This window comes from Polynucleobacter yangtzensis (assembly GCF_027924165.1).
Taxonomy (GTDB): Bacteria; Pseudomonadota; Gammaproteobacteria; order Burkholderiales; family Burkholderiaceae; genus Polynucleobacter; species Polynucleobacter yangtzensis.
Genome location: NZ_AP026973.1, coordinates 1,568,288 through 1,581,678, shown reverse-complemented (window position 1 = coordinate 1,581,678; position 13,391 = coordinate 1,568,288). Strand labels below are relative to the sequence as shown.

Here is a 13,391-nt window from a genome sequence, read left to right as displayed (position 1 = left end):
CGCGGCAAAATTTTCTTTCAAGCAAACCCTTCATTTGCTTGCTATGCTTACTCCTGTTTATAAATCAGAAATGCAATAAGTGAATATCCACTCCGATTACAGTAAGAGAGTTGTCATCAACCACCATGACCTACCTTGGGTTCCTAGCCCAGAGGTAGGGATCGAGAGACGTATGCTTGATCGCATGGGTGATGAGGTAGCAAAGGCAACCTCAATTGTTCGCTATCAACCGGGATCCAAATTTCAAACGCATACCCATGAATTTGGTGAAGAGATCTTTGTTTTAGATGGCGTCTTTAGTGACGAGACAGGCGATTATCCTGCTGGCACTTATATGATGAGCCCGCCTGGATCTTCCCATGCGCCATTCAGCCAGTCTGGCTGCACTCTTTTTGTGAAGTTGCGACACCTTGGCTCAGATCAAGTCGAGCGAGAGATAGTCAATACGAAAACTGCTCCTTGGTTTCAGGGAATGGTACCCGGTCTTAATGTCATGCCGTTGATGACACAGGGTAGCGGATCGACTTTAGTGCGATGGGCGCCTCAAACTTATTTCAATCCTCATAAGCATTATGGTGGCGAGGAAATTTTTGTGGTGGATGGCGTATTTGAAGATGAGCATGGGCGCTACCCGGCTGGCTCCTGGATTAGAAGTCCGCATATGAGCCTGCATCAGCCCTTTAGTAAAGAGGGCTGCACTATTTTTGTAAAGACTGGTCATTTATTAGGCTGATTTCAGAGTCTTGATCTAGCGGCTGCGCTTGAATGGCATTGCGATGGATAATGGTGCTCACATCATTATTTGCACTATTTTGGAATCATTCCCATGGAAATTAAGGTCAATTTTCTCGACAAGCTGCGTCTTGAAGCTAAGTTCGATGACTTTACGGTAATTGCCGATCAACCCATTCGATACAAGGGTGATGGTTCTGCGCCAGGACCGTTTGATTATTTCTTAGCTTCATCGGCGTTGTGCGCCGCTTACTTTGTGAAGCTGTACTGCGAGACTCGTAATTTATCTACTGAGAATATTCGCCTCTCGCAAAATAATATTGTTGATCCAGAGAATCGCTATAAACAGATTTTTAAGATTCAAGTTGAATTGCCAACAGATATTTCTGCTGCAGACCGCCAGGGTATCTTGCGTTCTATCGAGCGCTGCACAGTTAAGAAGGTAGTGCAGGAAGGGCCTGATTTTGTTATTGAAGAGGTCGCAAATCTAGATGCCGATGCGCAGAGTCTACTGACCCTAAAACCCAATGCAGGAGCTAGCACCCATATAGTTGGCAAAGATCTTCCTCTGGAAGAAACGATTGCCAATATGTCGGCATTGCTTGCAAATCTCGGCATCAAGATTGAAATTGCCTCATGGCGCAATCTCATTCCCAATGTCTGGTCCCTACATATACGTGATGCATATTCACCAATGTGCTTTACCAATGGCAAAGGCTCAACCAAGGAAAGTGCACTGGCATCTGCTTTGGGCGAATACATTGAGCGTCTAAGTAATAACCATTTTTATGCGGGTGCTTACTGGGGTGAGGATATTGCTAATGCAGAATTTGTGCATTACCCCAACGAACAATGGTTTAAGTCTGGTAAGAAGGATGCGTTGCCGACAGAAATTTTGGATGAGTACTGTCTAAAAATCTATAACCCAGACGGTGAGTTGCGCGCATCCCATTTGGTGGATACCAATTCTGGAAATGTACAGCGCGGTATCTGTTCATTGCCTTATGTGCGTCAATCCGATGCCAAGACAGTCTACTTTCCGTCGAACTTGATTGAAAATCTCTTTGTGAGTAATGGCATGAGTGCAGGCAATACACTTGCCGAAGCCCAAGTTCAATGTCTATCAGAAATCTTTGAGAGAGCAGTTAAGCGAGAAATTCTGGAGAGTGAAATTGCGCTTCCAGATGTGCCGCAGGAGGTGTTAGCTAGATATCCCGGCATTTTGGCTGGCATACAAAGTCTAGAAGAACAGGGTTTCCCAGTGTTGGTAAAAGATGCATCGCTTGGTGGTATCTACCCAGTGATGTGTGTCACGTTGATGAATCCACGCACTGGTGGTGTGTTTGCCTCTTTTGGTGCGCACCCTAGCTTAGAGGTTGCTCTAGAGCGAAGTTTGACGGAGTTACTACAGGGCCGTAGCTTGGAGGGTTTGAACGATTTGCCACCACCCACATTTGCAAGTGAAGCAGTAACTGAGCCTAATAACTTTGTAGAACATTTTATTGACTCTAGTGGCATCGTGTCCTGGCACTTCTTCAGCGCAAAATCCGATTATGAATTTGTTGATTGGGATTTCTCGAGTAAGGGTGAGGATTCCAATACTAAAGAAGCCGAAACTTTGTTTGGCATTCTCAAAGAGCTTGGTAAAGAAGTCTATGTAGCTGAATATGACGAGTTAGGGGCAATTGCCTGCAGAATTTTGGTGCCAGGATATTCTGAGGTCTACCCAATCGAAGATCTTGTCTGGGATAACACCAACAAAGCATTGTTATTCCGTGAAGATATTCTGAATTTATCGCGCTTGGATGATGCGCGCTTAGCATCCCTGCTCGAGCGCTTAGAAAATAATGAGCTTGATGAGTATGGCGATATCGCTACGCTCATTGGAATCGAGTTTGATGAGAATACCGTTTGGGGTCAGTTAACAGTGCTCGAGTTAAAGCTGCTGATTCAACTCGCTTTAAAACAGTATCAAGAGGCACATGACTTGGTGGGAGCCTTTCTGCAGTACAACGACAATACGGTCGAGCGCAAATTGTTTTACCAAGCAATGGATGCAGCCTTGGAAGTCTTGCTAGATGATGAGCTTGAAATGGTTGATTACGAAGTGAACTTCCGCCGGATGTATGGCGATGCGCGTATGGATGCTGTACTTGGCTCTATCGATGGCAGCGTTCGCTTCTTCGGATTAACGCCAACTAGCATGCAGTTAGAGGGGCTTGATAGGCACCATCGCCTAATTGATAGCTATAGAAAGCTGCATCAGGCGCGGGCCAAGAGTCTTTAAGTAATCAATATATTTAACCTTCAAAGGTCAGTAATGAAAGCAATAACTCCAGCTGAAGCAATTACATCGCGCATGTCAGTGCGTGCATTCACAAAAGAGGGTGTTTCAAAAGACATCATTCTCAAGCTACTCAATATCTCTGCGCGCGCACCTTCTGGAACTAATACTCAACCTTGGAAAGCTTATGTCATAGAAGGGGCTGCTCTCAAAGATCTATGTGCAAAAGTATGTGCGGCGTATGACAGTATTGCCGCCAATCCAGAGTTAGCAAAAGAATATCAACCTGCTTATGAGTATTACCCCGCCAAATGGTTTAGCCCCTACATCGATAGGCGTCGTGAAAATGGCTGGGGCTTATATGGGTTGCTAGGAATTACTAAGGGCGATAAAGACAAGATGCATACACAGCATCGCAAAAACTTTGAAGCATTTGGCGCTCCCGTATGTCTATTTTTCACAATCGACAAGGAGCTTGGTAGAGGCTCAATGCTTGACTATGGAATGTTCTTGCAAAACATCATGGTCGCCGCAAGAGGCGAGGGTTTGGATACTTGCCCGCAGGCAGCTTGGAATGATTACGCAAAGATCATCTTGCCCGCTATTGGCGCCAAGGAGAATGAGATGCTGGTGTGCGGTATGGCACTAGGGTATGCCGATAAAAATGCCCTGGTGAATACCTTTCACACCCCTCGAGTGGCTGCTGAGGAATTCACTACCTGGGTTAAATAAGTTTATTTAGCTCAGGAGTTCCTGTCGCTGCTGGCGATTTCTGCCTAATTATTAGGCAATTAAATCTAAAGAGCTTATATCTAAGTTATTGATATACCTCATTTAAAGCCTTGAAATGCGGTTTGGTAAAAAATATGTTGCTTTGCAACAAAAATATCTTGCTTTTGGAAAATGTGGCTCTTAAAATGGTGCATCGCAATAAAAAACCATTTATTAAATAAAGGATAGATCATGTTCCAAGCTCAATTAAACGACCAATTCGCTGCTGCACAAGCAAAAGCTATCGAAAACGCTAAACATTTGGCACAAGTTGCTGTTGAAAGCGCTCAAGAATTAGCTGAAATCAACCAAGCTGCTGCTAAAGACGCTTTGGTTGCTGCTCAAGATACAAGCTCACAATTGTTAGCAATCAAAGATCCACAACAATTGGCTAAATTGGCTCAGCCAGAAGCTGCTCAAGAAGCTGCTAAATACGCTGCTGCTTACCAAGCTAAAGTAAACCAAGTAGTTCGTAACGGTAACAAAGAAGTTGCTCAAGTAGTTGACGCTTCTATTGATGACGCACGCGCAGATTTGGTTAAGTTTGTTAAAGAAGCTACTAAGACAGCTCCTGCTGGTTCTGAGGCATTTGTTTCTGCATTCAAAACTGCATTTGAGTCTTCACTCCAACAGTTCGACCAAGTTCGCGCATCTGCAACTGACGCATTTGCTAACTTTGAGAAGAGTGTTGATGCTGCTATGGCAAACATTCAAGGTCAATACGCTGTTGCTAAGCCAGCTGCTAAAAGCCGTAAAGCTTCTGCTTAATTAGCTGCTTAGTTTTAGTGTTAAAAAAAGCCACCTTCGGGTGGCTTTTGTTTTTATATTGCTCAGTTTTTTTATTCGACCTTGTAAACGATTCGGCCCCCAACAATAGTCATAGATGCTTTGGCATCCTTCAAAGCATTTTTGGGGATGGTAAAAATGTTGTCCGAAAGTACTGCCATATCTGCATACTTGCCAATCTCAATACTGCCTTTGACCTTATCCTCGCCAACTGATTTTGCGGGCCAGATAGTCCACATCTTTAGAGCATCGCGAACACTGATAGCTTCCAGGGGTTCAAATACCCCCATGTCCGACTGTCTTGTCACAGTGGCATATATAGCCTTAAATGGATCTATATTGCCCAGGTAGATGCCGGTCATATCTGTGCTCGCAGCGGGTTCGAGACCAGCGTTAATCATGGTCCTAAATTGATAGCCAGTTTTTGCTCTCGCAGTTCCCATGTTTTCGTAATCTGCATTAACCAATTCAAGCAACCAGATAGGTTGTGATGAAAGATGAAAGTTGTTTTTCTTAAGAGCAATACTGCGTTTTAGTTGCTCTGGTGTTAGTTGAAACATACCAAAGTGTTCTATGCGTTTAATAGTATTGCTGGCTTGAGTTTTACTAATAGATTCATATGCATTTAGCCCAATATCCGCAGCTGCATCACCTGAGCAATGCAACATGCTAATTTTGTTGTTCTGATTAGCTAAAGAGGCAAATTGAGTTGCTAAACTTTGATTGGTCACTAAGGTGCCTTTGCCGCCAGGTGGATCTGTATCTTGAACCCCTACATATGGTTCATACATGAAGCCTGTTCTGCAATCATTTTCACCGTCTACCCATGCTTTGATGGCGGCAAATCGATAGTAGGCGGGATTGGCTTTTGCTGGCATTTCAAAAACACTTAAATCCTTAGGCATTCCCTCTCCGTTGGGTGCTGCCCATACTGAAGCTGTATAACGAATGTTTGGCATGGGTGTGCTGATCGAAACGCTTTGCATTATTGGAATAGCGGCAGCGGGAGTGATCGCCATTACCGAGGTAAAGCCATAAGAGTTCCAGAATTTGGCAATGTCGGTTGCATAGTAGCGAGCGATTTCTTGTGGAGTAGGACTACCAGGTATGTCTCCCATGCCATCGGTAATAACGCCATTTGGCTCCCCATCTTTATCTGCCAACACACCGGCGCCGTGACGAAGCTTTGTCACGCCTTTCTTGATGCCCATCTTTGAGAGGGCCGCACTATTAGCAATTGCCATGTGTGCACCATTGGCCATAATGACGGGATTATTTGGCGCTACTTGATCTAATTCAGTCTTGGTGGGAAGACGTTTTTCAATAAATTTATTTTCACTGGCTGAAACGCCGGCTACATAGATCCATTCGTCCTTGGGTGTCGCTTTAACGCGGGTCGCAATATTCAGTAAAGCTTGTTTCACTGAAGGCGTTCCTGGATAGCGCGCATCAACCCATACCTCTTTGAGCCATATTGTTTCCATGGGGTGTGTATGGGCATCAACGAAGCCAGGCACCACTAACTTTTGCTTGAGATTAATGACTTGAGTATTGGCCCCTATGTAGCCTTTGATTTTTTGATCAGACCCAATAGCAATAAATTTTTCATCTTTGATGGCAACGGCATTTGCCTTTGGTTGTTTTGTATTTAGCGTCTCAATTTGCCCATTCATAAAGACAATATCCGCTTGTTCTGCCGCCATGGTTGTATGGCTAAAACAAGCCATAGAAGTGAGGAGGTAAATGAGTATGGCTTTAACTGAGTTTTGCATGAAAGCACCCCTTTTATAACTAAAGTGGAGATTGAGTAATCTAGGTATTTGATCAGTATCGTACAGATAGATTTTGATCTCGATCAATCTCGGCGGCACTTACTGAAGTATTGATCTTTTATAGAACACTTAGGCAATAAAAAAGCCAACCTGCTAGTTGGCTTTTTTACTCCAAGAGGACTCAACCTACTCAATCCAAGTAATAAAATTTTCCTTGGGCCTTCTAACCTTTTTGAGGTTAATTAACCAATCCTCATCAGCCTTTCTATAGCCTAGTGGAAGCAATACTACGCTGCGCAGGCCTTTTTCTTTGAGATTGAGGATCTCATCTAGGGCAACAGGATCAAACCCCTCCATGGGTGTGGAGTCTACTTGCTCATAGGCGGCTGCAATGAGTGCAGTCCCCAATCCAATATAGGCTTGTTTTGCTGCATGGGTGTAATTGGTTTCAGCATCACGAGAGGTGTAGCCACTGAGTAACTTTTGACGATAGATATCACCAGCTTCACTTTTGAAGTTACGAATCTTCTCGGTCATATCAAATGATTGATTAATGCGATCTGCTGTGTAGGTATCCCAGGCTGCAAAAACTAGCAAATGAGAAGAATCAACTATTTGAGTTTGGTCCCAAGCAATCGCCTTAATCTTTTCACGAATAGCTTTATTGGTAATGACTAGCACCTCATATGGCTGTAATCCGCTGGAGCTCGCAGTTAGCCGAATAGCTTCTAAAATTTGCTCAACCTTTTCTTGGGGTACGGCTTTTGTCGGATCCATTTTTTTAGTTGCGTAACGCCACTGTAGATTCTCAATTAAGCTCATTCTGATTCCTTTAAGATTGGTGAATATATATAGATGGTTCAGTGTAATTTATATCTTGATAGTCTCAATAACTGGCAATTCATTTGCATGTAAAAAAGGGGCCCTAAGACCCCTTTTTTTACTACAGATCCTCTTGAATCTATTAAGCAGCTAAGGCCTCTTCAGGCTCAGTAACTGATGAGCGGATCAGGTAATCAAATGCGCCGAGAGAAGCCTTGGCACCTTCGCCCATGGCGATGATGATTTGCTTGTAAGGAACAGTCGTGCAATCACCCGCTGCAAATACTCCAGGTAAAGAAGTTTCACCTTTTGCATCCACAATGACTTCGCCATGTTTTGACAAATCAAGAGTACCTTTGAGCCAATCCGTGTTTGGCAATAAACCAATTTGCACAAAGATGCCTTCAAGCTCAAGAGTATGCTCAGAATTATTGGTGCGATCTTGGTAGCGCAAGCCATTGACTTTGCCACCTGCACCCAATACCTCTTTGGTAAGAGCGCTCATGATGACGGTTACATTTGGCAGGCTAGCCATTTTCTTCTGAAGCACTGCATCAGCACGTAATTTGCTATCAAACTCAATTAAGGTGACGTGGCTCACAATGCCGGCCAAATCAATTGCAGCCTCAACGCCAGAGTTACCACCGCCAATGACGGCAACACGCTTGCCTTTGAATAAAGGGCCATCGCAGTGAGGGCAGTAGGCAACACCTTTGCCACGGTACTCTTGTTCGCCAGGAACATTCATTTCTCTCCAGCGAGCACCAGTGCTCAAGATAACGGATTTGCTTTTCAGTACCGCACCATTAACCAATTCCACTTCAAGACCATTGGCAGTTTTACGCAATGCATTAGCACGCTGCAAATTCATGATGTCGACTTCATAGCTCTTTACATGTTGCTCAAGCGCTTGAACCAATTTAGGCCCCTCAGTCTCTTTAACAGAGATGAAGTTTTCAATGCCCATGGTATCCATGACCTGGCCGCCAAAGCGCTCTGCCACGATGCCGGTACGGATGCCTTTACGTGCTGCGTAGATTGCCGCCGCTGAACCAGCAGGTCCACCGCCGATAACTAAAACGTCATATGGATCTTTGGCGGAGAGCTTTGCAGCCTCTTCTTTAGGGCTTGCAGTATCGAGCTTAGCCACAATCTCTTCAACACTCATGCGTCCTTGGCCAAACACTTCACCATTCAAGATCACGGTTGGTACCGCCATGATTTGGAATTGATCTACCAATTCTTGATAGAGGGCGCCGTCAACCATTTCATGGGTAACGTTTGGGTTTAGGGCAGCCATGAGATTGAGTGCTTGCACAACATCAGGACAGTTATGGCATGACAAGGAAATAAAAGTCTGGAAGTTGAGCTTGCTATCAAGCTTAATGATGCGATCAATGATCTCTTGCTCTACTTTTGCTGGATAGCCGCTGGCTTGCAAAATGGCCAAAATGAAAGAGGTCATTTCATGACCCATTGGTAGGCCCGCAAAGGTAATGCGCGCTTCTTGATCGAGCTTGCTTACAGTGAAGCTAGGAGTATGCGTAGCTTTACCATCTGTTTTGACGGTAATCTTGTCGGACTGCTCAGCCACTTCATTTAAGAGTTCAAGCATCTGCTTTGAACTGTCGCCCTCATCTAGGCTGGCTACGAGAACGATAGGGCTAACAATCTTTTCAAAATACACTTTTAACTGAGATTTGATATTGGTATCGAGCATGGTAATTTCCTTGGGTAATTTTTTTAGGTGAGTCTATTGGGCAGGATCTTGTCCTCCCCAATAGACTCTCCGAAGAGAGTCTATGGATTAGAGCTTCAGCTTAGATCTTGCCTACGAGATCCAAAGAAGGAGTCAATGTTGCGGCGCCCTCTTTCCACTTAGCTGGGCAAACTTCGCCTGGGTGTGCAGCTGTGTACTGTGCAGCTTTTAGCTTGCGCAATGTTTCAGAAACGTCACGTGCGATTTCGTTAGAGTGAATTTCTGCAGTCTTAATCACACCTTCTGGATTGATAATGAATGTGCCGCGCAATGCCAAACCTGCTTCAGGAATGTGAACGCCAAATGCATTTGTCAATGTGTGTGTTGGATCGCCAACGAGTGGGAACTTTGCTTTACCAACAGCAGGAGATGTCTCATGCCAAACTTTGTGTGAGAAATGTGTATCAGTTGTCACGATATACACTTCAGCACCCATCTTTTGGAATTCTGGATAGTTCTCAGCCGCATCTTCAATTTCTGTTGGGCAGTTGAAAGTAAATGCTGCTGGCATAAAAATCAGAACTGACCAATGACCTTTGAGGGTTTCGTCAGTAATCGTTACAAACTTGCCGTTATGGAAAGCTTCGGTTTTAAATGGTTGAACTGCAGTATTGATGATGGACATCTGTGCTCCTTGTTTTGGTTAATCAATCTTTTTAGTAGCTAATGCAACTGAGTGGATTTTGAACCTCAGTTGTTTATTTGTCTAATGAATAAATTTGATATTTATGATCGAATTTATTGATAATAGGCTCTAGGGGCTTCATTCGCCCTCAGGGTGGCCTAGATAACGCTATTTGGTGGAATTGACCTTTTGGGGTTTTAAAGGATCTAGGTACATCTTTGGGCTATAGTGCCGCATTAAAGAGATAAATGTAAAAAAGCGCCAGTATCGAGCGCCATCACCTTTTATGAAATTGTTTTTATTTTTCCTTTTCACTCTTTTCGTTTCGGCTAGCCATGCAGAAGAATTGTTTGTACCACTCTCGCAGTTCGACAATGATTCTCAGCGCTTGACTAACAATAAGGTTCTGGAGTTTTGGGGTTATCACAATTACGACAATAACGATAATTATCAAAATGTTTTGAAGTTACGTTACTACAATCCTCTCGAAGCGGGCGATTGGCAAGGGCGTATCCGTTTAGATACTTCTTATGCCTCCAGTTACAACTCGATTTCTTCAGCCAATAATGCAGGGCAGTACAGTGCCGGTAACACCATGGTCACTATCTGGGGGCAGGACAAAACTTTTCTGAAGCCTTTGGGTGCTTTGATTGGTGGGCGCGTCATATTTCCATTTGGCAACAATGGACAGTGGGCAGTGGGGCCGCAATTGAACTGGTCGTTTGTACCTACAGTTAATAGTCTTTTGGGTCTGACAGATTTCTCTCCGCTGATTCGGTATATGTACGGCTTTGATACCAAAAATAATAGTCTTGTTGTGAATCCAACTCAGCCAGCATTAATGCGAAGCTTGCAGCTTTATCCAACCGTTGGCTTCCAGTTATCCCCCAATACCATGCTGCGTTTTTGGGACGAAAACGGCGCTGTTTATAACTCTGCTGGCGGAGGCTGGTTTGTGCCAATTGATGCGATGGTGACACATCGTCTAACAAAAAACTGGGTATTTGCTATAGGCGGAAGCAAGCAGGTGGTACAAACCTATCGCCAGTATGACTGGTCCACCTATGCGAAGATTTCTTATAACTTTTAGGCACCAATCCTCCCTTGGATATTGGCTCTGCAGTCTATAATCGCTCTCAAAATTAGCAGTAAATATTCCCCAATCAACATCGATCCCCAATAGGGCTTTTATGAAGAAAAAAATTCTTACGTCCTTCCTCTTAACTTCAGCAATCTTGACTGCCGCGAGCGTTGCTCATGCTGATCAAGGTTTATCGCCACTCCCCAAAATTGCAGATGAGTGGCGCTTTGAAGTCACTCCTTATTTGTGGGGCTCCGGAGTAACTTCTTCACTCTTTTATAACGACCGCTACCTTAATACAGCCACGCTTTCTACGAGTAATGTGCTGGGTGATCTGAAATCAGGCGGCATGATTACTGCCGAAGCGCATTACGGTAAATGGGGCATCTTCGGCGATCTCGTCTCTGCAACTCTTCAAACAACAGGTAATTCAAATGTTTCTGTGAAGCCGCCTCAATTGGGTGGCGCAGCAGTGCCGGTTAACGTTGCAGATAAGGTCACATTGCAACAAAATATAATTACTGGAGCGGCAACCTATACGGTCCTCAGCAATCAGAATATTTACCTGGATGGGTTATTAGGTGTGCGCGGCATCATGGCAACTGCTACTGTCTCGGCAGACTTGTCTGCATTTGGATACTCGAGAGGTGTGGTTGACTCTAAATCTGTCTCCACTCTTGATCCAATTGTCGGCTTTAAGGGTCGCTATCGTATTGCTGACTCCACTTGGTACATTCCCTTTTATGCGGACATCGGCGGTGGTGGCGGCACTACCAATATGACTTGGCAGGGTGTTCTTGGCGTGGGTAAAACATTTGAAAAATGGTTGGACGTATCGCTTGCCTATCGTACCTTGTACTACGACATGAATGGTGATGGGCTTTTGCAGAAAACTACCTTTAAGGGTCCGCAGATAGCTGCAACATTTAAGTTTTAAATACGCCGACCCCTCATACTGGATTAATCAATTAAGCGCTGGGACAAAAACATGAAACTCGCACCAAAACTACTTTCCGCATTGTTAATGGCGCAATGCGCAGTCACCTTTGCTAAAGGCAATGCCGATACGATTTTTTATGGTGGTCCCATTGTGACAGTGAATGCTAAGAACGAAGAAGTTCAGGCGCTCGCAGTACAAAATGGCAAGATTGTTGCAGTCGGCACTAAAGATGCGGTTACTAAAGAATGGCAGACTGAATCTACCAAAGTGATCGATCTAAAAGGTCAAACTTTGATGCCAGGTTTTGTAGAGCCTCATGTGCATATCCTGGTGACCTCAGTGTTCGAAGGCTTGGGCTTGAATTTAAGTAACTTTACTTTGCCTTATGACACCAAAGAAACATTGATTAAGAAAATGAAGGCCGCCCTCAAAGACGTGCCTGCTGGCGGATGGCTTTTTGGTTTTGGTGTTGATCCATCACGCACCACGCCTTTTATGGCTGAGCTCACTGCGGATGATTTGGATACGGTTTCGAAAGATGTTCCCATCTTTATCGTGAATCAATCCGGTCATATTGGCTATGTAAATCACAAGGCTTTGGAGTTAGCTGGCGTTACAGATAAAACACCAAATCCTCCAGGTGGCGGTATTTATGTGAAGGATGCTAAAGGCAAGCTGACAGGCAAATTAGTAGAGCCCCCTTCTTACTTGCCATTTATGGCAAAGATGCCAGCTCCTACTGAGGCTCAATTATTTGGCGCTATTCAAGGCACCATGAAAAAAATTGCCTCAACCGGTGTAACTACTGCTTCTGAAATGAGTGTTGGCGGAAATTTCGGCGTTGATAAAGAGGTTGCAATTTATAAGGCTATTTTTGCTAAAGATGCAGCACCCATTAGAATGCGCGGCTATTTATTTAGCGAGGCTTTACCTACAGGCAAAACCTCTGTTAAGCCAAATGAAGGCGATGACAAATTACGCTTTATTGGTATTAAATATATTTCAGATGGCTCTACTCAAGGTTTAACGGCTGCTCTCAATGCACCTTATACCTATCCAAAAAACTCCAAATGGAGTGGAGCGTTGAACTTTAAAGATGCTGAAATTTATGCGTCCATGAAGGGGTTCTTTGATCAGGGCTGGCAAATTTCTACTCACTCTAATGGTGATAAGGCAATTGATCAAACTCTTGCGAGCTATTCAAAATTACTTGCCGGTAATCCTAAGCCTCAAGATCGTCGTTTGCGTATGGAGCATTTCACTGTTAATACTGAAGCCCAAGTAAAGCAGGCAGCCAAGTTAGGAGTGGTGCCTAGCTTCACTATTGGCCACGTAGATTATTGGGGTGCTGCATTTAATGATCATATTATTGGTCCAGAGCGTGCTAAGCGTATAGATCCTGCAGGCGACTTCAAACGTGCAGGCGGTAAATTTACATTGCATAGTGATTCACCCGTTTCAAATGTGGGTCCTTTGAATTACGTTAGCGAAGAAGTAACGCGCTTATGGCAGTTGCCACCCCAAAAGGTATTAGGGCCTGATCAAGCGGTTTCGGTTGACGATGCAATCCGCGCTATCACCATCGATGCTGCTTATCAAATCTTTGCAGACAATATTGTGGGTAGCTTAGAAGTAGGCAAACAAGCCGACTTAGTTATTCTGGAAAAGAATCCTCGTCAAACAGCGCCAGCTGATATTCGTAACATTAAAGTAAAAGGTACGTGGATTGATGGCAAGCCAGTTAGCCTGCAGTAAATATCTCTTAATTGTTGTCGGTATTTAATAAAAACACTCGCTGATGCGGGTGTTTTTATTTGCC

Annotated in this window: 11 protein-coding genes; 7 read left to right on the top strand and 4 right to left on the bottom strand. The window is 44.2% G+C overall.

What is annotated here, in order from left to right:
• The first annotated feature begins 79 nt into the window (after positions 1–79).
• The 4 genes from QMF28_RS07950 (at position 80) to QMF28_RS07935 (ending at position 4,555) form a co-directional block, all read left to right on the top strand.
• A complete protein-coding gene (locus tag QMF28_RS07950; RefSeq protein ID WP_281742171.1) occupies positions 80–733 on the top strand; it encodes a cupin domain-containing protein in 654 nt (217 codons plus the stop codon).
• 93 nt (positions 734–826) lie between these two features.
• The gene (locus tag QMF28_RS07945) at positions 827–3,019 is read left to right on the top strand and encodes an OsmC domain/YcaO domain-containing protein (protein ID WP_281742169.1); all 2,193 of its coding nucleotides are present in this window, start codon (positions 827–829) and stop codon (positions 3,017–3,019) included.
• 33 nt (positions 3,020–3,052) lie between these two features.
• The gene (locus QMF28_RS07940) at positions 3,053–3,748 is read left to right on the top strand and encodes a nitroreductase (RefSeq protein WP_281742167.1); all 696 of its coding nucleotides are present in this window, start codon (positions 3,053–3,055) and stop codon (positions 3,746–3,748) included.
• 231 nt (positions 3,749–3,979) lie between these two features.
• Positions 3,980–4,555, top strand: coding sequence for a phasin family protein (locus QMF28_RS07935; RefSeq protein WP_068324549.1), 576 nt, complete (start codon positions 3,980–3,982; stop codon positions 4,553–4,555).
• A 71-nt stretch (positions 4,556–4,626) separates the two neighbouring features.
• Here the strand turns inward: QMF28_RS07935 and QMF28_RS07930 are convergent, their stop codons facing one another.
• The 4 genes from QMF28_RS07930 to ahpC form a co-directional block, all read right to left on the bottom strand.
• A complete protein-coding gene (locus QMF28_RS07930) occupies positions 4,627–6,345 on the bottom strand; it encodes an amidohydrolase (RefSeq protein ID WP_281742165.1) in 1,719 nt (572 codons plus the stop codon).
• 186 nt (positions 6,346–6,531) lie between these two features.
• Positions 6,532–7,167 carry an NAD(P)H-dependent oxidoreductase gene (locus tag QMF28_RS07925; protein ID WP_281742163.1) on the bottom strand — a complete coding sequence of 212 codons (636 nt, stop codon included), beginning with the start codon at positions 7,165–7,167 and terminating at the stop codon, positions 6,532–6,534.
• A gap of 142 nt (positions 7,168–7,309) precedes the next feature.
• Positions 7,310–8,887, bottom strand: a complete 1,578-nt coding sequence (gene ahpF / locus QMF28_RS07920; protein WP_281742161.1) for an alkyl hydroperoxide reductase subunit F — start codon at positions 8,885–8,887, stop codon at positions 7,310–7,312.
• Between the two features lie 100 nt (positions 8,888–8,987).
• Positions 8,988–9,551 carry an alkyl hydroperoxide reductase subunit C gene (gene ahpC / locus QMF28_RS07915; protein ID WP_068324539.1) on the bottom strand — a complete coding sequence of 188 codons (564 nt, stop codon included), beginning with the start codon at positions 9,549–9,551 and terminating at the stop codon, positions 8,988–8,990.
• 286 nt (positions 9,552–9,837) lie between these two features.
• Between ahpC and QMF28_RS07910 the strand changes: the two genes are divergently transcribed.
• From QMF28_RS07910 to QMF28_RS07900, 3 genes are all read left to right on the top strand, one after another.
• Positions 9,838–10,641 carry a hypothetical protein gene (locus tag QMF28_RS07910; protein WP_281742159.1) on the top strand — a complete coding sequence of 268 codons (804 nt, stop codon included), beginning with the start codon at positions 9,838–9,840 and terminating at the stop codon, positions 10,639–10,641.
• Between the two features lie 100 nt (positions 10,642–10,741).
• Positions 10,742–11,569, top strand: coding sequence for a hypothetical protein (locus QMF28_RS07905; RefSeq protein ID WP_281742157.1), 828 nt, complete (start codon positions 10,742–10,744; stop codon positions 11,567–11,569).
• Positions 11,570–11,620: 51 nt separating this feature from the next.
• Positions 11,621–13,327, top strand: a complete 1,707-nt coding sequence (locus tag QMF28_RS07900) for an amidohydrolase (protein WP_281742156.1) — start codon at positions 11,621–11,623, stop codon at positions 13,325–13,327.
• The last annotated feature ends 64 nt before the right edge of the window (positions 13,328–13,391 follow it).

Coding starts and splice junctions, on each gene's coding strand:
- QMF28_RS07940 (WP_281742167.1), top strand. CDS start 3,053: ATGAAAGCAATAACTCCAGCTGAAGCAATTACATCGCGCATGTCAGTG.
- ahpF (WP_281742161.1), bottom strand. CDS start 8,887: ATGCTCGATACCAATATCAAATCTCAGTTAAAAGTGTATTTTGAAAAG.
- QMF28_RS07935 (WP_068324549.1), top strand. CDS start 3,980: ATGTTCCAAGCTCAATTAAACGACCAATTCGCTGCTGCACAAGCAAAA.
- QMF28_RS07930 (WP_281742165.1), bottom strand. CDS start 6,345: ATGCAAAACTCAGTTAAAGCCATACTCATTTACCTCCTCACTTCTATG.
- ahpC (WP_068324539.1), bottom strand. CDS start 9,551: ATGTCCATCATCAATACTGCAGTTCAACCATTTAAAACCGAAGCTTTC.
- QMF28_RS07925 (WP_281742163.1), bottom strand. CDS start 7,167: ATGAGCTTAATTGAGAATCTACAGTGGCGTTACGCAACTAAAAAAATG.
- QMF28_RS07900 (WP_281742156.1), top strand. CDS start 11,621: ATGAAACTCGCACCAAAACTACTTTCCGCATTGTTAATGGCGCAATGC.
- QMF28_RS07905 (WP_281742157.1), top strand. CDS start 10,742: ATGAAGAAAAAAATTCTTACGTCCTTCCTCTTAACTTCAGCAATCTTG.
- QMF28_RS07910 (WP_281742159.1), top strand. CDS start 9,838: ATGAAATTGTTTTTATTTTTCCTTTTCACTCTTTTCGTTTCGGCTAGC.
- QMF28_RS07945 (WP_281742169.1), top strand. CDS start 827: ATGGAAATTAAGGTCAATTTTCTCGACAAGCTGCGTCTTGAAGCTAAG.